General features: G+C 42.6%; 25 protein-coding genes. 18 read left to right on the forward strand and 7 right to left on the reverse strand.

Annotated elements, in window-relative coordinates:
• The first annotated feature begins 154 nt into the window (after nt 1–154).
• The 4 genes from E4U82_RS17525 to E4U82_RS17540 all read left to right on the forward strand — a co-directional run bounded on the left by E4U82_RS17525 (nt 155) and on the right by E4U82_RS17540 (nt 2594).
• The gene (locus E4U82_RS17525; RefSeq protein WP_135111466.1) at nt 155–535 is read left to right on the forward strand and encodes a YbaN family protein; all 381 of its coding nucleotides are present in this window, start codon (nt 155–157) and stop codon (nt 533–535) included.
• 20 nt (nt 536–555) lie between these two features.
• Nucleotides 556–1404: an alpha/beta hydrolase gene (locus E4U82_RS17530; protein ID WP_135111467.1), complete on the forward strand. Its 849-nt coding sequence runs from the start codon at nt 556–558 to the stop codon at nt 1402–1404.
• Nucleotides 1404–2333, forward strand: a complete 930-nt coding sequence (gene murB / locus E4U82_RS17535) for a UDP-N-acetylmuramate dehydrogenase (RefSeq protein ID WP_209300597.1) — start codon at nt 1404–1406, stop codon at nt 2331–2333. The genes E4U82_RS17530 and murB overlap by 1 nt, the downstream gene beginning before the upstream one ends.
• A gap of 75 nt (nt 2334–2408) precedes the next feature.
• The gene (locus tag E4U82_RS17540; RefSeq protein WP_135111469.1) at nt 2409–2594 is read left to right on the forward strand and encodes a hypothetical protein; all 186 of its coding nucleotides are present in this window, start codon (nt 2409–2411) and stop codon (nt 2592–2594) included.
• Nucleotides 2595–2853: 259 nt separating this feature from the next.
• On the opposite strand, the gene E4U82_RS17545 is transcribed toward E4U82_RS17540, so the two are convergent.
• The 5 genes from E4U82_RS17545 to ehuB all read right to left on the reverse strand — a co-directional run bounded on the left by E4U82_RS17545 (nt 2854) and on the right by ehuB (nt 6758).
• Nucleotides 2854–3288, reverse strand: coding sequence for a cell wall hydrolase (locus E4U82_RS17545; RefSeq protein ID WP_135111470.1), 435 nt, complete (start codon nt 3286–3288; stop codon nt 2854–2856).
• A gap of 274 nt (nt 3289–3562) precedes the next feature.
• A complete protein-coding gene (gene ehuA / locus E4U82_RS17550; protein ID WP_135111471.1) occupies nt 3563–4333 on the reverse strand; it encodes an ectoine/hydroxyectoine ABC transporter ATP-binding protein EhuA in 771 nt (256 codons plus the stop codon).
• A complete protein-coding gene (gene ehuD, locus E4U82_RS17555; protein ID WP_135111472.1) occupies nt 4333–5070 on the reverse strand; it encodes an ectoine/hydroxyectoine ABC transporter permease subunit EhuD in 738 nt (245 codons plus the stop codon). The genes ehuA and ehuD overlap by 1 nt, the downstream gene beginning before the upstream one ends.
• Nucleotides 5070–5729 (reverse strand): ectoine/hydroxyectoine ABC transporter permease subunit EhuC, encoded by a 660-nt coding sequence (gene ehuC / locus E4U82_RS17560; protein ID WP_135111487.1) that lies wholly within the window; start codon nt 5727–5729, stop codon nt 5070–5072. The genes ehuD and ehuC overlap by 1 nt, the downstream gene beginning before the upstream one ends.
• Nucleotides 5730–5840: 111 nt before the next feature.
• Nucleotides 5841–6758 (reverse strand): ectoine/hydroxyectoine ABC transporter substrate-binding protein EhuB, encoded by a 918-nt coding sequence (gene ehuB / locus E4U82_RS17565; protein WP_135111473.1) that lies wholly within the window; start codon nt 6756–6758, stop codon nt 5841–5843.
• Nucleotides 6759–7326: 568 nt separating this feature from the next.
• On the opposite strand from ehuB, the gene E4U82_RS17570 reads away from it, so the two are divergent.
• Nucleotides 7327–9111: a M3 family oligoendopeptidase gene (locus E4U82_RS17570; protein WP_135111474.1), complete on the forward strand. Its 1785-nt coding sequence runs from the start codon at nt 7327–7329 to the stop codon at nt 9109–9111.
• A gap of 71 nt (nt 9112–9182) precedes the next feature.
• Entirely contained in the window at nt 9183–10109 is a 927-nt protein-coding gene (locus E4U82_RS17575) for an aldo/keto reductase (RefSeq protein ID WP_135111475.1), read from the forward strand.
• Between the two features lie 139 nt (nt 10110–10248).
• Here E4U82_RS17575 and E4U82_RS17580 read toward each other — a convergent pair whose 3' ends face one another.
• Nucleotides 10249–11226 carry a ring-cleaving dioxygenase gene (locus tag E4U82_RS17580; protein WP_135111476.1) on the reverse strand — a complete coding sequence of 326 codons (978 nt, stop codon included), beginning with the start codon at nt 11224–11226 and terminating at the stop codon, nt 10249–10251.
• A gap of 105 nt (nt 11227–11331) precedes the next feature.
• Entirely contained in the window at nt 11332–11901 is a 570-nt protein-coding gene (locus tag E4U82_RS17585) for a M15 family metallopeptidase (protein ID WP_135111477.1), read from the reverse strand.
• A 339-nt stretch (nt 11902–12240) separates the two neighbouring features.
• Here E4U82_RS17585 and E4U82_RS17590 point away from each other — a divergent pair, with 339 nt between their 5' ends.
• From E4U82_RS17590 to E4U82_RS17645, 12 genes are all read left to right on the forward strand, one after another.
• A complete protein-coding gene (locus tag E4U82_RS17590; protein WP_135111478.1) occupies nt 12241–12861 on the forward strand; it encodes a glycerol-3-phosphate acyltransferase in 621 nt (206 codons plus the stop codon).
• Between the two features lie 75 nt (nt 12862–12936).
• On the forward strand, nt 12937–13422 hold the full coding sequence (locus E4U82_RS17595) for a DUF456 domain-containing protein (RefSeq protein WP_135111479.1): 486 nt from the start codon (nt 12937–12939) through the stop codon (nt 13420–13422).
• Nucleotides 13423–13442: 20 nt separating this feature from the next.
• Nucleotides 13443–14273: a bifunctional hydroxymethylpyrimidine kinase/phosphomethylpyrimidine kinase gene (gene thiD, locus E4U82_RS17600; protein ID WP_135111480.1), complete on the forward strand. Its 831-nt coding sequence runs from the start codon at nt 13443–13445 to the stop codon at nt 14271–14273.
• 232 nt (nt 14274–14505) lie between these two features.
• Nucleotides 14506–15057 carry a cysteine hydrolase family protein gene (locus tag E4U82_RS17605; RefSeq protein WP_135111481.1) on the forward strand — a complete coding sequence of 184 codons (552 nt, stop codon included), beginning with the start codon at nt 14506–14508 and terminating at the stop codon, nt 15055–15057.
• Nucleotides 15058–15163: 106 nt separating this feature from the next.
• Nucleotides 15164–15700: a GNAT family N-acetyltransferase gene (locus tag E4U82_RS17610; protein ID WP_135111482.1), complete on the forward strand. Its 537-nt coding sequence runs from the start codon at nt 15164–15166 to the stop codon at nt 15698–15700.
• Between the two features lie 296 nt (nt 15701–15996).
• Entirely contained in the window at nt 15997–16518 is a 522-nt protein-coding gene (locus E4U82_RS17615) for a TetR/AcrR family transcriptional regulator (RefSeq protein ID WP_135111483.1), read from the forward strand.
• A 69-nt stretch (nt 16519–16587) separates the two neighbouring features.
• Nucleotides 16588–17541, forward strand: coding sequence for an NAD-dependent epimerase/dehydratase family protein (locus tag E4U82_RS17620; protein ID WP_135111484.1), 954 nt, complete (start codon nt 16588–16590; stop codon nt 17539–17541).
• Between the two features lie 288 nt (nt 17542–17829).
• Entirely contained in the window at nt 17830–18342 is a 513-nt protein-coding gene (locus E4U82_RS17625) for a type 1 glutamine amidotransferase domain-containing protein (protein ID WP_010530576.1), read from the forward strand.
• A gap of 224 nt (nt 18343–18566) precedes the next feature.
• Nucleotides 18567–18611: an erythromycin resistance leader peptide gene (locus E4U82_RS20695; RefSeq protein WP_135111488.1), complete on the forward strand. Its 45-nt coding sequence runs from the start codon at nt 18567–18569 to the stop codon at nt 18609–18611.
• Nucleotides 18612–18922: 311 nt separating this feature from the next.
• Entirely contained in the window at nt 18923–20386 is a 1464-nt protein-coding gene (locus E4U82_RS17635) for an Msr family ABC-F type ribosomal protection protein (RefSeq protein ID WP_135111485.1), read from the forward strand.
• 241 nt (nt 20387–20627) lie between these two features.
• Nucleotides 20628–21455, forward strand: a complete 828-nt coding sequence (locus tag E4U82_RS17640; RefSeq protein ID WP_010529057.1) for a nucleotidyltransferase domain-containing protein — start codon at nt 20628–20630, stop codon at nt 21453–21455.
• A gap of 155 nt (nt 21456–21610) precedes the next feature.
• The coding region (locus E4U82_RS17645) for a helix-turn-helix domain-containing protein (protein WP_135111486.1) at nt 21611–21866 on the forward strand (256 nt) is incomplete at its 3' end.

Below are 21866 nucleotides of genomic sequence, written 5' to 3' on the forward strand. Positions count from 1 at the left end.
CTCAATTTTGGCTTGTTTTTTGTGGTAAATTAACAATACCTTATATTTGAGTGTGCTGCCACTTTAATTTACTGAGATATTTGAGAGGGATGGTTTTAAGCCATCGCGATAGCGATTTTGTTCAATTGTTTATAAATGCAAGCTGGTGTTTAATATGAAACAAGTCAAAAAGGTATTGTTAATCATAGCCGGGTCGCTCTCATTAGGACTGGGTATACTGGGAATCATTCTGCCGCTTTTGCCGACGACGCCTTTTTTATTGCTGGCAGCGGCATGCTATGTGAGAAGTTCGGAAAAATTATATCAGTGGCTGATTACGAATAAATATTTTGGATCGTATATTCAAAATTACCGGGATGGAAAGGGGATACCTCTCAAAGCAAAAGTGGTGGGCGTGTCGATGTTATGGCTGGCGATGGGCTACTCGATTCTTTTTATCGTGCCGCTCATAACCGTGAAATTATTGCTGGCTGGTATCGGTGCCTATTTTACGTGGTTTATCCTCAAGCAAAAAACACTGCAGCATGAGTCATAAAGTCAGGCGGGGTAAAATTTATGAAAAGGAAACAAGTTATTAGTACCATTTTGATGTGCACCCTGGCAATCGGAGTTATCAGTTGGTTCTATGCCCCTGAAAAGACAAGGTCAGAGGGGCATATTAGAAATGCGACCGTATTTGTACATGGTTATAAAGGAACAGAAAACTCATTCGGTAATATGCTGAGTCGGTTTGAACATACATATGGATGGGGGCAGACCTCATTGATGTACAGGGTTTCAGCGGCAGGTAAATTGGATCTGAATGTGTATAGGCGGAACAGCGGAGATATAACGGAGCCGCTGTTTGTTCAGGCTGTTTTTGAAAATAACCGAGCTGGCTTTCAGGACACGTCTGCTGGGCTGGCCAAACTGCTGGCCCATATGAAAGAAACATTTCAAATCAACAAAGTGAATTTGGTCGGGCACTCGATGGGCGGGCTGGTATCGATGGATTTTATTGAATCATATGAGAACGGGAAGGTATACCCGGCGGTAGATAAATTGATCACAATCGGCAGTCCGTTTGATGGGATATACAACGACGGTTATTTTCACATTCATCATGATGCTGGCGCAGAAGATTTGAAACCAGATTCCTACGCACTAAAGAGGCTTCAGTTGAATAAAGATGTTATACCAGACCAATTGGATGTTTTAAGTATCGGAAGTACAGGTGACCCTGTTGCTGTACCAGAAAGTGTCGGGACTATACAAGATATTGTGGATCCTGCCCAATTAACTTATAAAATGATTGATGACGACACACTCGGACATAGTGCGTTGCATGAGGACGCCCGGGTTGATAAAATGATTTATTCCTTTCTTAACCCAATGAATAAGATAGGTAGAACAACAAAGGATTGATGTTTGTGATAAATGATCACCATACGTACGAGCAATTGAAAATCATCACATCACCGGAAAATGTGATGGCAGATGAGTATCTGCACAACCATACGTACACACGTCTGGGCGGGAAAGCTGATTTTTATGTGACCCCCGAAACATATAAAGAAGTCCAGGAAATTGTTAAACTTTCTATAAACGGAAACATCCCATTCACCATGCTTGGGAACGGGTCCAACCTGATTGTGAAGGATGGCGGGATCCGCGGAATTGTTTTGAATTTGGGCCGTTTGACGGCAATCGATGCAGACGGGACAACACTTGTGGCACAAAGCGGCGCCAGAATCATTGATGCCTCACAGAAAGCATTGTCCCACGCGTTTACCGGCCTTGAATTTGCATGCGGCATCCCCGGATCGGTTGGCGGCGCGCTGTTCATGAATGCCGGTGCATATGGCGGTGAAGTTAAAGATGTTCTGGAAAGTGCCGTTGTCGTGGATGCGAAAGGCGATCTGCTTCATTTGTCTGCTGATGACCTGGATTTGGAGTATCGCTCCAGTAACATACCGGATAAAGGATACATTGTACTGGAAGCAACATTTCGATTGGAAGAAGGCAGCTATGATGCTATCAAAGCCGTGATGGATGATTTAACATTCAAACGTGAATCCAAACAACCGCTTGAGTATCCGTCATGTGGCAGTGTGTTTAAGCGTCCGCCGGGTTACTTTGCGGGTAAACTCATTCAGGACAGCAAGCTGCAGGGAAAACAGATCGGCGGGGCGCAAGTGTCACTGAAACACGCCGGTTTTATAATTAATCTGGACAGCGCATCAGCAACGGAGTATATTAACCTGATCCATTTTATCCAGAATACCGTGAAAGCAAAATTCGGAGTGAACCTCGAACGCGAAGTGAAAATTATTGGTGAAGATCTAGGAGTGTAAATAAAAAAGGAGCAGGGACATTTCTCAATAAATGGATCTGCTCCTTTTTTTAAAAGATAAGAAAGTATAAAATTTTTGGGCTACGGTAAAGGCTTCAACATCAATGGCAGAAGGGAGCACATCAACGGTAAAGGCTCCAACATCAATGGTAGAGGGGAGCATATCAACGGTAAAGGCCCCAACATCAAAGGCAGAAGGGAGCATATCAACGGTATAAAGGAGCATGAAGGAGGAATCAAGCGACTTTTCACTGTACATTAGATTGCTTATTATCAGCAATAATAAAGTTGACCAAAAAACCTGGGAGAACCAGTCAGGCAAATATGGTCCTGATAAAAGCCTGCATATAATGCTGTAGTAAGTATCGCAATGAGAATAACATCAACCACTGTATTCAATAGTTTCATAAACTAGCTCCCCCTTCCCAAAGTCGTCTGAGCATTTTAACCTGAATCATCCATTAAGACTAAGTTAAGCAAAATATTTTCATAAACTCGTTTTCCCGAAAAAAACGCATCACTCAATAAACACTGTCACATGTTCCAGCTGCCGGCTCATAATAACAATGATTTTTAAATTGACCGGAAAAAGGCTGACCGTACCATGTTGGAGGACATGGCGCATATGGATTGAAATACCAAAGCGCATATTTCGCCGGGTGCTCACGCCAGTAATTCAAATTTTGCCGTGCTAACCTTTTCTCAGTAGATCGCGCTCTTTGATAAAAAACATTGCCTTTTTGGACTGCTTCAAACGTATAATTACCTCCCTGCACTTGAAAAATGACTTCCCGGATGGTTCTGACATCCGAAAAATCCAAACAATCCGCTCTGGTGCGATTCACAATGACATTTCCGACATACAACATTCCTTGTTTTCCTTCACCTACAGCTTCTGCCCGCATCATCCTTGCCATTAAGTTAACGTCTGATTCTGTATATTTCACGATTGGCATTTTTCTTCACCCCAAAATAGTGTATGAAAAATAGTCTGGTTTGATGCCATGATATTAACAGCGTCCACCAGCTTTTATCATTCAGCTCACCATCTTATTGGAATTCCGATTTAACAATTGGCGTAGTGAACGAACCACTATAAACTGCCAGAGGAGAGACACGTGATTACTATATCAACAAAAGCAGCATGTGAAACAGATTAAGTTTCACATGCTGCTTGGTGTACTTAGTAGGTAGCTTGGTGCCCCGTAAAAAAGATCGGCATTCCTGTGTTTAAGACCTGAAACGGTGCAGGAAACTTTGCAGCCGCTCGTTTGTGGAGTTTTCCAATACGTCTGCCGGTGGACCTTGTTCAGCAATGACACCATTATCAAGAAACAGAACACGATCAGCAATGTCACGGGCAAATTCCATTTCGTGTGTGACCAACACCATGGCCATTTCGCCTTCCTTGGCGATGTCCCGGATAACTTCCAGCACTTCTCCGACCAGCTCTGGGTCAAGTGCTGATGTTACCTCGTCAAACAACATGACTTTGGGACGCATGACCAGCGCGCGGGCCATCGCAACACGCTGCTTTTGTCCGCCTGAGAGCTGGCTCGGATAACTATCAAGTTTGTCGCCAAGTCCGACTTTTTCCAGCATTTCAATCGAAAGCTGTTTTGCTTCTTTTTTATCAACTTTCTGCACATGTACCGGTGCTGACATACAGTTATCGAGAATGGTCATATGCGGGAAAAGGTTAAAGTGCTGAAAAACCATGCCGATGTCCCCGCGTACTTGTCGCAAATGCTTTTCATTAGCTGGTACGAGCTGACCGTTTTTCTCCATATGCCATAAATTACTGCCGTCGACAATGATATTACCGGATGTCGGTTCTTCCAGTGTCATCAGCATGCGGATGATCGTTGTTTTTCCTGATCCGCTTGGTCCGATGACAGCCACTTTTTCGGCTGGTTTGATATCCAGGTTAATGCCTGTTAAAACCTCTGTATCGCCAAATGATTTATGAACATCTTTATAGCTGACAATTGATTCAGTCATTATGATACAGCTCCTTCCTTTTCTTCTTCGCTGAGTGATTTACTGCCGGTTGGTTCTTTTTTATCAAAGCGGCGATTCATTTTCCGTTCCAGCTTATTAATCAGAATGGCGGACGGATAACTTAATACAAGGAACAGGATAGCCACAATCGTCAAGGGCTCTAAATATCTAAAGTTTGCGGCGCCGTATGAGTTTGCCAGATTTAATATACCTGCAACACCAATCGTTGATGCCAACGGAATTTCCTTGAACATAATAATCAAGTAATTTCCAAGCATTGGGATCGTTGGCGGAATCGCCTGGGGTATGATAATCTTGCTCCATTTGTGACCTGTTGAGAAATTAAGTGCCCGGGCTGCTTCCCATTGGCCTTTGTCAACGGCTTCAATTCCGGAACGGTACACTTCCCCGATATACGTACTGAAATGCACACCAAGTCCGATAATGGCACTTATGAACGGGCTCATGGCAAACCCGACAACTGGTACCATCGGCCATGCAAAGAAAATGAAAAACAGCTGGACAAGCGGCGGTGTCGACCTGATGAATTCCATAATCCATCTGAACAGCCACCTCAATGGTTTGATCCGAACTGCACTCAGCAAAGTCCAGACAAAGCCGAATATAAGCGCGAATAAATAAGTAGCCACTGTCAATCCCAAGGTAATTCCAAGTCCTTCCAGTATCAGTGGAAATGCTTCAAAAAATGTATCCCATTGCCAATTTCCAGTATTCATTAGCTAGCCACTCCTTTCTTCGATGCTGCTTCCATTTTTCTGGTCAGCCAGATGAGTGGCAGTGCCATAATGAAATAGAATACAAGCACTAAGAAATAGACAGTTGGAGCCTGGGACAAGTTATTGCCGCGCAGAATATCACCGTAATATAAAATATCGGCCATCCCAATTAATGAGACAAGTGATGTGGCTTTGAGCATCTGGATAAGATAGTTGCCGAATTCCGGCAGCATCATCCGGACAGCCTGAGGAAAAATGACCAGTCGCATCCGTTGGAAACGTGACATGTTGAGTGCAGTTGCAGCTTCCGTCTGACCCTTTGCAACAGACAGTATGGAACCACGTACAACCTCTGACATGTAGGCTCCATAATTCAGACCGATTGCGAGGATACCTGCGAGGTAGTCACTTCCCAAATCAATCCCAAATAAAATCGGCAGGGCATAAAAAAGCCAGAATAGCTGTACAATTAAGGAGGTTCCGCGAAATACTTCGACATAAAAAATCGTCATGTATTTGATGATCGGATTTTTGGAGAGCCGGCAAAAACCGGCAATAAATGCCATCAAGTAACCGAGAATGATGGACCCGATCAGCACCTCTATCGTAATACGCAAGCCTTGCATTAATACCGGGAATATCTCAGCTATTGCGTTAATAGAAATCACTCCTTCAGGTTATATTCCAAAATAAAAGGGTCGGACCCCCTGGGTGAGGGAGCCGGACCCTATGGAGTCATTGCAGGGATATTTTAGTATGTTAAGCCTTACTTAATATTTTTCGCCACTGCAGATTTGTTCAGTCGTAATATCTTCCGGTGGTGCGTTGTTCTCAGGATCAAACCCGTTTTCTTCCAAAATTTCAGCCACTGTTCCATCGTCTATCAACTTTTGCAGTTCTTCATTATAGGCTTCACGCAGTTCATCATTATCCGTATGGAAAGCAGCAGCACCATAGCTTGGAACGCCAGGGATATCCGGATGTTCAAAGTCATCAACGAATTCAAGATCCTCGCTGTCAGCTGATTCAAATGCCATCTTCACAGTCATTTCTGTACCGGTTGTTGCATCGGCACGCCCTGACTCGACAGCTGAGAACGTTGCAGGGATATCGTCGGCTTCTTGAATCTGACTTTCGTCCACGCCTTCTTCTTTGACGTACCCAATTTCGGTCGCACCGGACATGATGGATACGGAAGCACCGGACTCAGCGATATCTGCATAACTGTGCAGATCCTTCGGGTTGCCTTTTTGTACAATCAAGCCTTCCCCGTACGTCATTTCCGGCTCACCGAAGTCTGCATTTTCGCACCGGTCCGGGTTAATCGCCATCCCTGATGTAATGACATCAAATTTGCCTGCATTTAAACCAGGGATTAACTGGTTATAATTGAGTATTTGACCTTCAACATTGTCCACACCCAGTTCTGCAAATACTGCTGCCGTAATATCCGGTGATGCACCTTTTATTTCACCGTCTTCCTCATAACCATATGGCCTTTCGTCAGCATAGCCAATCTGAACGGTTCCGGATTCCTGGATTTCGGCAAGTCTGGAATCGCCGCCGGAATCACTGTCATCTCCGCTACCCCCATTGTCACTGCCGCTTGCATCATCGGAGCCGCCCCCGCAGGCAGCCAGTACAAGAATGAAGATACCGAAAATTGAAGCTGCTAATAATTTTTTCATCTCCTAAATGACCTCCCGTAATTTTTTAAGTAAATCGGGAAAACGTCCGCAACTCACGACGATATGCCCATTCACTTTTGCTTCTCTTTATGAAATTGTTTGCCCCTTAGTGGAGAAAAGGCATTAAGTATTCGTGTTCAATGTCCCAGCAAAACTGTGAATGTGTGCTACTTTTTTACTAGTTATTGAACAACTGAAAAGTGGGGAAAGTTCCTAAAAAAGACATACTATTATAGTATAAGGATTTCCGGTTCTGTTCAAATACTATATTTTTTGATAATTTGGAATTAAACCGCGTTGTTTGTAACTATAGTGATTGCATCAAGATATACTATAATATGCTTTAAAATAGCTTATATTACTTGTATATGCTCAATATTCGCTATTATGACAGAAAATTCGGTCTATTATTTTGCCCAGTTAGGCTGCAAATAGATCAATATAATAATATATGAAAGGAGCCAGGAAATATGTCATGGTGAATTACTTTTCAGTTTACGGACCGATACATAATGATTAAAAGTGCGGTATAATGACTTTCAGAATAGATGAATGGGAGGGATTTTAAATGGAAAAAGTGCTTGATGAAACTTGGAATCTTGATTCATTGTATCCGGGAGGGAAAAGCTCAGATGAACTGAACGGATTGATCGTCAGGTTAAAGCATGACTTGTGTGTATTGCAGGATCAGGCAGCAATGGTCGATCCGGCAGATATTCATAGTCTGGTGGCATTATTTGAAGCAGTGCAGATGTTTCAAATTGAATCATTCGAACTCGATGAATACATGGTGTGTCTGTACGCCGTTAATGTTGATGATCCGGGTGTGGCCCATCTTGCAGAAGAAAGCGAGCTTATTAAAGCCGGTTTTGAATCACTGGAACTTGATATCGACCGCATCATCGGTCAAATGACAGATGCCCAATGGCATACATTGTTTGAACGTGATGATGTGAAGGCCTATCAATTTTATCTCGAGGAACGGAAGCAAACCATCGAAGATAAACTGCCAGTTGATATGGAGAAAATGATCAGCACATTATCTGTAAACGGCTTCACCGGCTGGGAAGACTATTATGAACAGATGATGGGTAACTTGCGTATCCCGATTGAACAGGATGGGGAAACAGAAGAATTATCGATCGGACAGGCCATGAGCTATTTGTTCTCGAATGACCGTGAAACCCGAAAGAAAACGGCCCGCAGCATTGTAAAAGTTTGTGAAAACCAAGCAGATGACTTTGCAGCTGTTTTAAACCGGATCAGCGGGTTCAGGCTTGATGTATACAGACAGCGTGGCTGGAAACTTTTAAAAGAGGCGATGAAAGCAAACCGGATAGAAGAAGAAACAGTACAAACGATGGTATCGGCGATTAAAGAAAACACGGGAGTTGCACAATCTTTTTACAAACGGAAAGCTGAACTGATGGGAATGGAAAAATTAAGCTGGTTTGACACAGAAATGCCAAGCTTCACCTCTGAAAATAAGCTGCTCTATGATGAAGCGGCCGATATTATTATTACACAGTTCCATAACTTCAGTAAAAAGCTTGGCGATTTTGCTGAAAAAGCGTTTCGTGAAGGCTGGATTGAAGCGGAAAACCGGAAAGGGAAGATGCACGGCGGTTTTTGTGCCAACATGCCGGTCGCGAAAGAAAGCCGTATTTTCATGACTTATAATGGGAGCTATCAGGATGTAGTGACGATTGCCCACGAACTGGGACATGCCTATCATAACCATATTTTGCACGATGAGCCTGCCTTTGCCCAGCAAGTCAGCACGAGTGTTGCTGAGACAGCGTCAACGTTTGCTGAAAATCTGGTACTGGATGCGGCAATCGATAATGCTGAAACTGATGAAGAAAAAATCGGATTATTGGAAATGAAAATTACCAATGGACTGAAATATCAGGCAGAAGTGCCGTCTTTGTTTTTATTTGAGCAAAAAATGTATGAAAAAAGAAAGGCGGGTCCGGTTACAGCAGATGAGATATCGAAATTGCTGGGAAGTGAGATGAACAATCTCTATGGGGATCTGATTGATGAGAACAACCCATACTCCTGGATGACGGTCCCCCAGCTTTTTAGCACGGAGTTGGCATTCTACAACGTTCCGTATACGATTGGCTATTTGTTCAGCAATGGCATTTATGCATTGGCAAAGGAACAGGGAGATGCATTTCCTGAAAAGTACGATGCGTTGCTGCGTGATACCGGCAGAATGACTGTAGAGGAACTGGCCAGGCATCATTTAGGCAAGGATATTAAAGTAAGAGCATTTTGGGAGACATCGCTTCAGCCGGTTATTCATGCGGTCAATGAGTATTTGGATCTAACAAAGCAATTTGTATAGATATCTTTTTTCGTACTGTTGTATCATGCTACTGAAGGATTATAAACGATAGTACCACGAGGAGGCAAAAGATGAAATATACGAAGATGCCCGGCACAGACTTAACCGCTTCTAACATCATAATGGGAAACATGCGAATTGATGCACTCCCGGCCACAGAGATCGGGAAACTTGTTCGTTCAGCACAGGATCTGGGGATTAATTTTTTTGACCATGCGGATATTTATGGAAACGGTGAATGTGAGGCTCTCTTTTCACAAGCTTTGTCTATGAACAGTTCGATGCGCGAAAAGATGATTATCCAGAGTAAATGTGGCATTAACAAAAATGATGGCTACTATGACTTTTCAAAAGATCATATTTTGTCATCGGTCGACGGGATTCTTTCCCGACTGAACACCGATTACCTGGACATCCTTCTGCTGCATCGCCCGGATCCGCTCATGGAACCGGACGAGGTCAGCCAAGCGTTTGACGAGTTGGAGAAAAGCGGGAAAGTCCGCTATTTCGGCGTGTCCAATCATAACCCCATGCAAATTGAGTTGTTGCAGCAAGCCTTATCGCAAAAGCTCGTCGTCAATCAGGTTCAGTTAAGCATCGCCCATACACCGATCATCGATTCCGGGGTGGCCTTGAACATGGGCGTCGATCAGTCCATTAACCGTGACAACAGTGTGCTTGAATACTGCCGCTTGCATGACATTACCCTGCAGGCATGGTCGCCGTTCCAAACTGGTTTCTTCGAGGGTGTATTCGTCGGCGATACGGAAAGGTTCCCGGAACTCAATGCTGAGCTTGATCGCCTTGCCGCTAAGTACGGCGTTTCGCCTGACGCCATTGCAGTTGCGTGGATCACCCGCCATCCCGCGGATATCCAAGTCGTCACAGGCACAACAAAAGCCCGCCGTTTACAAAAGATGAGCGACGGCTCCGAAATCCCGCTCACTCGCGCGGAATGGTATGCGTTGTATAAAGCAGCGGGGAACATGGTGCCCTGAGAAAAATATCTGTAAGATGACACAAATACATGGACATTGATGGATGGGGCAAAGCGGCCGGCGGAAAGGGAGCGCTCCCAGTCTATGTAACGCAATATTGGTATGAGACTCTGATTTTTATACGAAAAGACCGCACCATTCAGTGCGGTCTTTTCGTGTCCAAAGGGTTTAACTTGGCTTCAATTTCTTCACGCCGGTCTTCAAAAAATGGCGGCAGCGCCAATGATTCACCAAGATGATCGGGATCCTCATCGGTAGCAAACCCTGGCCCGTCCGTTGCCAATTCGAACAGGATGCCATTCGGTTCCCGGAAATAAAGAGACTTGAAATAAAAACGGTCCACCAGCCCGGAATTTGGGATGCGTTCTTTCTTTATCCGGTCTATCCATTTTGCCAATTCATCCTCACTATCGACCCGAAAGGCTACATGATGGACGCTTCCCCGGCCGGGCCGTTCTTTTGGCAGATCATGGCGCACTTCCAGATGAACTTCCGCGCCTGTGCCTCCCTCACCGGTCGAAAAAACACGAATGTCATCTTGACCGCTGACAGGCGAGGGATAATCGCCGGTTTCCTGGAACGTCAAAATGTCAGTCAGCACTTTAACTGTCGGAGCAGGGTCCTGGACTGTCAATTTGACGGGTCCAAGTCCGATAATGCCTTTATCGGCCGGGACACTGCTGCGTTCCCACACGTTGCCGCCCGCAACACCTGCGTTTGTTTCATCTGAAACGAGCGTTAAGCGCTGATCTTCCGGGTCGCGGAAATGGATGATTTGGCGTCCGCCCTGTTTTGTAATCCCGTCATGGTCAACACCGTTTTCCGTTAGCCGGTTTTCCCAATATACCAGTGCATCATCATTTTGAACTCTTAGTGAAGTACCGGAAATACTGCTGATGCCTGGGTAAGTGTGACCTGCCCGCGGGATTTCAAAAAAGGTGAAATCGGTGCCGGGATTGCCAACCTCATCTGCGTAAAATAAATGGTAAACGGATGGATCGTCCTGGTTGATTGTCTTTTTAACCAGCCGCATACCCAGAATATCTGTATAGAAATGATAATTTTGCTCAGCATTTGCTGTGAGGGCGGATACGTGGTGAATTCCTTTTAAATTCATACAAATGCCTCCTTGACTCATAAATAATTATTCTGAATTCAAATTACTTTAATTAAGAGTAATCATAGTATATACCAATTCAATTGAAGTGTACAGTTAGTTGTTTCATTTATCGGCTTTGTCATGTTTGGGACGGTGGCCGCGCTTCAATTGGTCGATGCTTAATCCAAAATCCATTTGCAAATGCGGATAATCTTTGAAATGACTCCAGTCACCGCCCCATTCGAATCCCAGTTCCTTTGCCATGTCGGCCACTTCAAACCAGTCTCCCTCACCATTGTTGTTGCCATCATAATTTGTATCCCAAATAATGTCACCGTTATGGTTCCGTAACGCATAATCCACTGCGAGCCCATAGTTGTGATACGATTCGCCGCCTTGTGCATGGGTCACAACACGCCCGTCTTCTGAGCGCCCTTGTTCGTATAATGCATTTTGCTCCTGGTTCGAACGCACGGTTTCGGTAATGGCGACTGTGATGTTTTTTTCAGCAGCTTGTTCAATCAGCTTTTCCGTTTTTTCAGTGACGACCGGATCGAGATTTTCCGGAAGCGGTGCATCCTTCCCCTGATTGATATACCGGTCTGTTTTGAATTGATTATATAGGAAGAACAGCATTATTAGAAATAAAATAATGATGATCCATGTTGTGATATCTTTGCGGTAGCGTTTCAAATTGTGCCGTCTCCTTGAAAAAAGTTTTCCGTTGAAATTATAACATGTATGGGCTTAAGGAAGCTTCTTTGAATCACTGACCAAAGGGGTGCGATGTTACATGGTCTGCGTTTGAGATTAACAGGCTCTGGAAAACGCCTGACATCCATTGAAGTCGATGCAGCATGGGCGCGTCAGCGGTACATACGGGCCGAAGAACTCCCGGCAGGATAAAAAATGATGCTCCCCCTTTTATACCTATAATCGAAAGAAGCTGGCAAAAGGGGGCATGATTTCCGAAAATAATTGTCTTGAAGTTCTCATTGGCTGAATATAAGATTAAATAGAGGGGGGATTATGGTGCACGTGCTCATTGTCAGTCTAATTGGCTATCTGTTTGGCTGTCTGCATGGTTCGCAGGTTGTTGGAAAATATAAGAAAATGGATATAAAAAATGCAGGGGTGAAAAATTCTGGAGCATCCAACACAACCATATTGTTGGGCTGGAGGTACGGTGTCCTGGTTGCACTCATTGATATTTTTAAAGCGACATTATCGATACTTCTGGTGTTATATTTATTGGAAAGTCGGGGAATCACTGGACCGGCTCAAACGTTATTGGTCTATATCAATGCCTTATTTATCATTGTCGGGCACAACCACCCCATTACCATGAAGTTTAGCGGCGGCAAGGGGACTGCTTCGCTGGTCGGTATACTTCTGGCAATTGATTGGAAGATAGCGATCATCGGAATCGGTATTTTACTTTTCTTTACAATGGCAACTGATTATCTGGTTGTCGGTGTATTGTTCATGTATGTATCTTTTTTGGTGACAACTTTTCTGTTCTTTGGAATCGAGCCGACGTTGGTTGTTGTGTTATTATCGATAATGAGCATCATGAAACATATGGACAACTATAAACGTATCATCAATAAGGAAGAAACCAAAATTTCAAGTATGTTTCGAAAAGAGCCGTAGAAGCGGGGAGCAGTCAGTTGAGGAAGCGACTGGCCTCCCAGTTATTTTCAACACTTTCCGGAATTGGAGGCAGCCATGCTGGAGATCATCGTTTGGATTATTATCATAGCATTATTTATCGCAAGCTTTGCAGGTGTTATTTTTCCAATTATTCCATCGCCACTCGTGCTTTGGGTCGGCTTTCTGCTTTATCATTTTGTCCTTAATGCGGAGGAACTGACCTGGTTTTTCTGGGTGGCGATGGCTGTGCTGACCGTTATTCTAATTGTTTCAGATATCATTGCCAACAGTTATTTTGTCAAAAAATACGGCGGCAGCAAGTGGGGCGAACGTGGTGCGGCCATAGCGGTCATTATCGGTTCGTTTATCATCCCACCATTCGGCATCCTGATTATCCCGTTTGTCGCAGTGCTTGTAATTGAGCTGATGCAGGAGCGGACACTCCAGGAAGCAATTCGTGCCTCGATTGGTTCATTAATCGGATTTCTGGGCGGTGCGGCAGCTAAAGTGGTTATTCAATTAGCGATGATTGTATGGTTCTTCATCGTTATCATATTTTGACTCAGAAGGGGTTTTGCATTATGAATCTACCAGCACGTGCTACGACAATTGCAGGATCTGCAGCCGGAGGGAGTGCTGGCATCCAGGCAGATCTGAAGACTTTCCAGGAACTTGACGTCTACGGGATGAGTGTGGTGACAGCAATCGTCTCCCGTCACCCTGAAACAGATAAAAATGTGCATTTGCAGACAATTGAGGCAATCGAGGCACAGTTTGCCACAGCGATGAGGCAGGTTGGTACGGATGCACTCAAAACAGGCATGCTGTTTTCCAAAGAAATCATTGAAAAAGCAGCGGATTTGATTGCAAGTTCAGACGTCGGCATAAAAGTGGTTGATCCGGTTATGGTCGGCAAACTTGATTCAAAGCTGCTTGCGGATGATGCCATCGATGTTTTGAAGGAACGGCTGGTATCAATGGCGGATATCATCACACCAAATCTGCCTGAAGCATCGTATCTATTGGGTGGACGAGCACTGTTGTCAGTTGACGATATGAAGCAAGCGGCGATTGACCTTTATCAACTTGGACCACAGTATGTTCTGGTCAAAGGCGGCAGATTGAAAGGCGAGGCAGTCGATGTGCTGTATGACGGTGAGACACTAACCGCTTTCGAAGCACCACGGATTGATACCGAAAATACAAGCGGGGCGGGCTGCTCATACTCGGCTGCGATTACCGCCTATATGGCACAGGGCAGTGCAGTCCCAGAGGCAGTCCGTCTGGCGAAAAGCTTTGTGACCACGGCCATTGAATATGGCTTCACCTATACCGATATGGTTGGTCCAACATACCATGCTGCACAGCGTATGAAAGGTGAAGCACATAACATTAAAGTGGAAAAACTTTGATGGAGTGTTAGCAGTCAGAGTTGAAAATCGTTCGTACTCGTGCGGGGGCAGCGCCAACTCGTGCAGGGATTGGCAGAACTCGAGCGAGAAGTGACTTAACTCGAGCAGGAAGTGCCTCAACTCGTGCGGAAACCGGGTGGATTCGTGCAGCAGGAGCACCAACTCGCGCGATATCGGAGGGGCAGTACTAACATAACAAGGGCAACAAAAATTAAATAGGGAGATGGAATGAATGGGGAAGCAGGCATTGATCAATGTGGATTATACGGTTGATTTTGTGGCGGATGACGGGAAATTAACGTGTGGCAAACCGGGGCAGGCTATTGAGGAAAAGATTGTATCGATAACGAAAGATTTTATCGAAGCGGGTGATTATGTGGTGTTTGCGATTGATGCACACGAAGAAGAAGACACCCTCCACCCGGAAACAGCCCTTTTCCCGCCACACAATATCGTTGGAACAGAAGGCCAGGTTCTATACGGCTCCTTAGCATCGGTCTATGCGGAAAATAACGACAAAAGCAATGTCTATTATTACGATAAAACACGCTATAGTGCTTTTGCTGGTACTGATTTGGAGATCAAACTGCGCGAACGGGGCATTGACGAACTCCATATCGTTGGCGTATGTACTGACATTTGCGTGCTGCACACCGCCGTCGATGCGTACAACAAAGGCTTTAATATTGTCGTGCATAAGGATGCGGTGGCAAGTTTTAATGCTGCCGGACACGAGTGGGCGCTTGGTCACTTTGAAAATACACTCGGAGCAAAAGTGGTGTAAACCCTGCGGAAAACCAGGCCGATTCCAGACCTGGTTTTTTCCGGTTAATAAATTCATCCAGCACTTTATTTTTACATTAGTTGTCTTGAAGAACGGAGGATAAGGGATGGCAGGTCTATTCAAGATGGATACGTTTAACACATACATGATCAGAAAAGCGGAAGCGGATGATGCGGAGACGGTCATCGGAATTTTGCGCGATGCGGCCGAGTGGCTGGTGAACAGAGGCATTCACCAGTGGGATTTTTACTTAACTGAAGAAGCGGCATCGGAGATAAGAGAAGCGATTAAGGCGGGAACGACCTACCTGGTGACAGATAATACACAGCCAGTCGCGACGTTTAATCTGTCACAGCTGCAAAATGACCTTGACGTCAGTATCTGGGGAAATCGACATGATGATGCGCTTTACCTGCATAGGCTTGCCGTTAATATAAACTACCGCCGTCAGAAAATCGGCAAACAGCTTTTGGAGTGGATAATGGAAAATAGTCCTGCTGATTGCGAAGTGCTGCGCCTGGATTGTGTTGCGGATAACCCTGGATTAAATCAGTTTTATATTGATGCAGGTTTTATCTTTTCCGGCCATGCCGATGCAATGGCAATTCAGTTTTCTCGATATGAAAAGCCGCTTCATGTTTGATGCTCAAGCTATATCAGCCTGTCAATTCGAAACTGCTTCTTACGAGTGACGGGATTGCTTTTGGGTAGAATAAAAGTGATGCTATCATAATAAGTGTCTCTATTACACATCGATGGTCTTCTGTTATAGGGCCAGATTGTGGCAAACCAAATCGTATATAAGGAGTCAGTAAAAAACACCTTTCATTACACAAGCTTCTTCCTGAAAGAATTGAAATATTGCACTTGAATTAAGTATTAAAGTTGGGTATTATGTAATTGATCAATCAATAATTAACTGTGAGTAGGTGTTTATGTATGGTTAGACCAAAAATGGGAAATCGAAAGGAAGATATTCTCGAGGCAGGGTTGGAAGTTTTTGCAAAAAGAGGTTATTATAATACAACTACCGCACTCATTGCAGAAAAAGCTGGCATATCTCAACCTTATGTTTTTAAATTCTTTAAAACAAAAGAAGAGTTGTTTATCGTAGCTTTAGATAGAGCATTTGAACGAATCCTTCAAACTTTTGAAAATGTAGAGACCAGCCAAGACCATCTGGTCACCAAAATGATTGCCGCATATGAAGAGTTGTCCGAATCAAATCCTAATGAAATTTCGTTGCAGGTTATAGGTTTTTCAGTGACGGAAGAGGCAATACAACAATCTATGAGGAAAGGCCTGTCACGTATTAGAAGTTACACACTGGAAAGGTTTCAATCGGCAGGAATTCCAAATGCGAATGGAGAAGTTACGACCTTTTTGGCAAGGGGGATACTCTGCAATATTTCCTTTTTCATAGATTTACCTGAACTTATTGACGATGAACAAAGCCGATGATAATCTGTCATCGGCTTTTTACTCAGGTTTAGTTATTGATTGATCACTAAATTAAAGGGAGATGGGATTATGAAAGCTGCGATTGTATTGGGAGCAACTGGTGGAACCGGTCAGGTTATCGTTTCAGAATTACTGAATAGACAGATAGAAGTCATTGCTTTCGGGCGTTCCGAAAGTAAATTGAAAACATTAATGGAGGATCACGATTTTGATCAACGATTGTCATACAAACTTGGTGATATATTTGATTGCCAAACTATTGTTGACGCGGCAAAAGACGCGGATGTTATATTCCAATGTGCCAACGTTATATATCAAGAGATGGAGGGAAAACTTCATTTGCTTGGAGAAAGTGTAATGAAGGCAGCAAATATTCTGAAGGGGAAAATTATTATTGTAGATGGTATTTATGTTTACGGGCATCAAGTTGCAAAGGGAGATGAAAATCATCCACAACACCCACACACAAAAAAAGGTAAGTTACGAGTGGAATTTGAGAAATTAATATTTAGTAATAAATGGGAGAATGCAAAAGCATTAATTGTAAGGCTACCGGATTACTATGGGGCTACTTCACAGAATTCCTATTTACAGCCCACATTGGAAGGGATGGCTGCCCATAAGACTTCCATCTTTATTGGCAATATGAATACACCCCGGGAATATGTATATTTACCAGATGCAGCTAAAATGATAGTAAATATAGCAGAAAAAGACGATGCTTATGGGGAAAATTGGAATATACCTGGAGCAGGATTAATATCAGGTAAGGAAATTATCCAGATGGCACGTAAGGTAACTGGAAATCGAAAGTTGGCCATCCCTTTAAATAAAACTGCTATTCGTTTAATTGGGCTGTTTGATCCATTTATGAGGGAAGTGGTTGAGATCATGTACCTCACCAAAGAGGGGTTTATTTTGAGTGGGGAAAAATATGAAAAGCGTATCGGTCCCGTACCAGCAACTCCTTTCAAAAATGGCCTTGAAGAAACATTACGACTTTTAATGTATAATAAAAAATAGGGATATGGTGGTATCAAACTAAATAAGTTATAGGTTAAAAATATGAAATGACATCATGTCTTAAATCTTATTCATCAAACGGGCGCAGTTGGGGAATAAAGACCAGCGCCCAAATGCCATTGTAGTGCACGTTTATGTAACACGATAAGGTAGAAGGGAACAAGTGCCTGTCAGTTAGAGCATCGTTATTTGGTTCGTGTATAATACGGTTCATGAGCATACTGCTTAATAAAGTTATGGGCAGTATGCTAGAATATATTCGAGAATGATAAAGGGAGGAAGTGCTATATGAGTCGACACATTGCAGTCCTTGTAACAGACATGGTAGAAGAAATTGAATTAACTGATCCTGTGAAAGCTTACAAAGAAGCTGGGCATACGGTAGATATTATCAGTAATGAAGCAAAAAAAACCATCAATGGCAAAAATGGGGACGAAATACAAGCAGATAGAGGCATAGATGAAGTAAATGCAAACGATTATGATGCATTACTCGTACCTGGCGGGTTTTCTCCTGACTTACTACGTATTAATCCGAAGAATAGTGAGTTTGCGAAAACATTTTTCCAAGATAATAAACCCATATTTTCAATTTGCCATGGTCCACAGTTTCTCGTTAATACAGACCAACTAAAAGGTAGAGAGCTAACAAGCTTTGTTTCCGTAAGAAAAGACTTGGAAAATGCAGGAGCAACTGTAAAAGATGAAGAAGTAATCGTAGATGGAAACCTTGTAACAAGCAGAACACCTGATGATCTTCCTGCATTCAATCGCGAATCTCTAAAGCTTTTAGAAAAATAATTCGTCGATCGTATAGGGGGGCTGTTAATCATGCAGCCTCTCTTTATTTTTTATTTGATAATAGATAAAGCGCTCATGCCCATCTGCCATGATCTTCCTCAAACGGGCGCGAGAATGGAACAAATTCACCCTGTCTTACCATCAAGGAGATTTTGACTTTTAGTGGCATGTCAATTATAATTTAAGATATGTCACTTAATCGTTTTGAGGAGGATTATTAAAAAATGACACACGCAATGAAACTTCGTTTCCCAACTTTGAACCAGTAACTGAATACGTTCAAAGGCTCTGTTTGTGAATACAGAGTAAACGGGAGTAGTCTGTCCTTTTTTAATAATCTTCATCTCATATTAGAAACCTGTATTGGTAAATAATGTAGTAAGTATATCCAAAAATATGGAATGCACAGAAAGGCGGTTTAGTCTGTCCTTTCTTTATTTATGTTTAAAGTGCCCTTTAAGCAAAGCAGATCTATTTATAGACGACTTCTAACCATAATCGAATAATAATGGCTTCTACCCCTTTACTCTGAATCACAAGCAGATGCTTGTGATTTTTTATTAATTGGAGGCAGGGAATTATGAAAAAATTATCGGTAGAATTCGAAAATATAGAAGTTTCATATTTAGATCGTGTAGTGTTAAGTATCCCACAGCTTGCTGTACATCAGTTTGACCGTATTGGTGTTGTCGGCAGGAATGGTGCAGGTAAGAGCACGCTGTTGAAGCTGATAAATGGTCAAGTCAAGCCTGGGGGAGGCCATGTCAAACGCTTTGCAGATTTTGCATACTTTGATCAATTAACATCTGCAACAGATAGCGAAATCGACTATGAATTAATGGGAAAGTTATCAATCCCCAAAACAGACATTGACCATTTTAGCGGTGGTGAACAAACAAGGATGAAGTTAGCGCAGATATTTTCTACCTACCATGAAGGCCTGTTGATTGACGAGCCAACAACGCATTTAGACGAAGAGGGCATCAAATTTTTTATCGATGAATTAAGATATTATTATGGTGCACTTATACTTGTCAGTCATGATAGGCATGTATTGGACCAGTTGGTGACAAAAATCTGGGAAGTGGAAGATGGCTGTGTAACGGAATATACAGGGAACTATTCGGATTATGTGGAACAAAAGGAACTAGAGAAAAGGAAGCAGCAAGAAGAGTATGAAAAGCATGTGAAAGAAAAGTCACGTCTAATGAAAGCAGCCGAGGAAAAGATGAAGAAGGCTGATAAAATTAATCGGGCTAGTGGACAGATGTCCAAAAAAGAGGCTAAAGCAAAAGCGAACAAAATGTTTATGACAAAAGAGAAGGGAACCAGTCAAAAATCAGTTCAACGCGCAGCGAAAGCGATTGAGCAAAGAGTGGAACAACTGGAGGAAACAGAGGCTCCAAAAGAAGAGCAAATAATTCGTTTTCACCAGTCAAATGAATTAAAATTGCACAATAAATTTCCGATTATGGCCGACCGGTTAACACTGAAGGCAGGAAATAAACTCTTGCTCAATGAATCAAGTTTCCAATTCCCTTTAGGCAATACCATTGCCATTACAGGTAAAAATGGTTCTGGGAAAACGACGCTGCTTCACCATATTATAAAGTGTGGTGAGGGGATAACGATTTCGCCAAAAGCTGTCATTGGATCTTATGAACAAATGGATTATCAATTTGAAAGAGATGAAACGGTAATTGCCTATATGAAAAATCGGAGCGATCACAATGAAAGTAAAATTAGGGCTGCCCTTAATGCCATGAATTTCAATGGAAATGCTATAAAAAAGAATGTCCGTGAATTGAGTGGCGGGGAAGCCATTCGTTTAGTGCTGTGTCAATTGTTTTTAGGAAGATACAATGTGCTTGTATTGGATGAACCAACAAATTTTTTGGATATTTATTGTATTGAAGCATTGGAGAGTTTTTTAGAAGGATATGTCGGGACCGTCCTGCTTGTTTCGCATGATCGGACTTTTATTGACCGTACAGCTGATCGTATCTATTCAATTGAAGACCAGACCATAAAATTAAAAAGCTAATGCAGTAAACCCAGGAGTATATATAACTGTGCAGATTGAACGGGGCACAGGGTTAAACCCTTGTCCCGTATTATTTTGGACGGGAAAACCTGTATTGCATTTCAATATAGACCTTGCAATAATTAAGTCATAAGATAATCTTCAACGAAGGCTCAGTAATCGATTAAGTACATTCTTTTGAATAGGACAATTATGTTGAATAAATGTCCAAAATAGTAAAAATTATATGGAGTGAAAAATAATGACTGTCAATGATACAATCCAAAAAGTAAAAGAAGAACTGGATGGACTGCCAGGTGTAGTTGGGATCGTGTTGGGTGGATCGCGGGCGAGAGGAACCAACAGTCCTGATTCGGATATAGATATTGGGATTTATTATGATGAATCAAAAGGATTTAACACTAATGATATAGACAGAACAGCATTAAATCTTAACGATGTGAAAAAGGATCATTTAATCACCTCTTTAGGTGAATGGGGCGAATGGATAAATGGAGGCGGCTGGTTAGTTGTGCATGGATTCCATGTAGATCTCATATTTCGTGATATCAAACGAGTCAGCAAAGTTATTGATGATTGTCTGTCAGGTGCTGTATCCATTCATTATCAAACAGGGCATCCACATGGTTATTTGAATGTCATGTATATGGGAGAGTTAGCCGTTTGTAATATTTTATCTGATCCTGAAGGCAAACTAAGTGAATTAAAAAAGAAAACGGAGCTCTATCCTGAGAAATTGAAAGAAGCGATGATTCAGTATTTTTCTTTTGAAGCTTCTTTTTCCTTTATGTTTATGGAAGCCAATACTAATAAGGACGATATTTCATATGTTATGGGCCATTGCTTTCGAAGTATTTCTTGTTTAAATCAAGTTCTCTTTGCGAAAAACGAAGTGTATTGTATCAATGAAAAGAAAGCTGTGGCCATGATTCAAGATTTCCCGATAAAGCCTACGGATTATGAAAAAAGAATCGATGATATTGTTTCTCTGCTTTCAACAGATGCTGAAAAGACGGGAAACGCAGTGAAGAAGCTAAAAGAACTAATTACTGAAACAGAAGCATTATAACTATTCAATAAAAGGGCGCAGTTGCTGAAGAAGCACTGTGTCTGAATCGGGACCATATTGCGGAAGAATAAGTTGACCCTGCATAAGTGTGCATGAAAAGTCGGATAGAATCTTTCATTTCTTGCTATTCTGTTGATGTAAGGGAGGTCATTAAAGTGAATTCACTTAAAAACATGAATGATGCTTTGAGCTTTATTGAAGAAAATCTTGCCAATAGAATTGACAGTCATGAAGTAGCAAAGCGGGCATTATGTTCAGAGTATCATTTTAAACGAATGTTTTCATTTCTGGCAGGTGTAACGTTGTCGGAGTATATTCGGAGAAGGCGTCTCACGCTTGCAGCTTTTGAGCTGAACAATAGCAATTTCAGGATTATTGATATTGCCATTAAATACGGATACAATTCTCCAG

It is taken from the genome of Lentibacillus salicampi (assembly GCF_004565465.1).
Classification (GTDB): domain Bacteria; phylum Bacillota; class Bacilli; order Bacillales; family Amphibacillaceae; genus Lentibacillus; species Lentibacillus salicampi.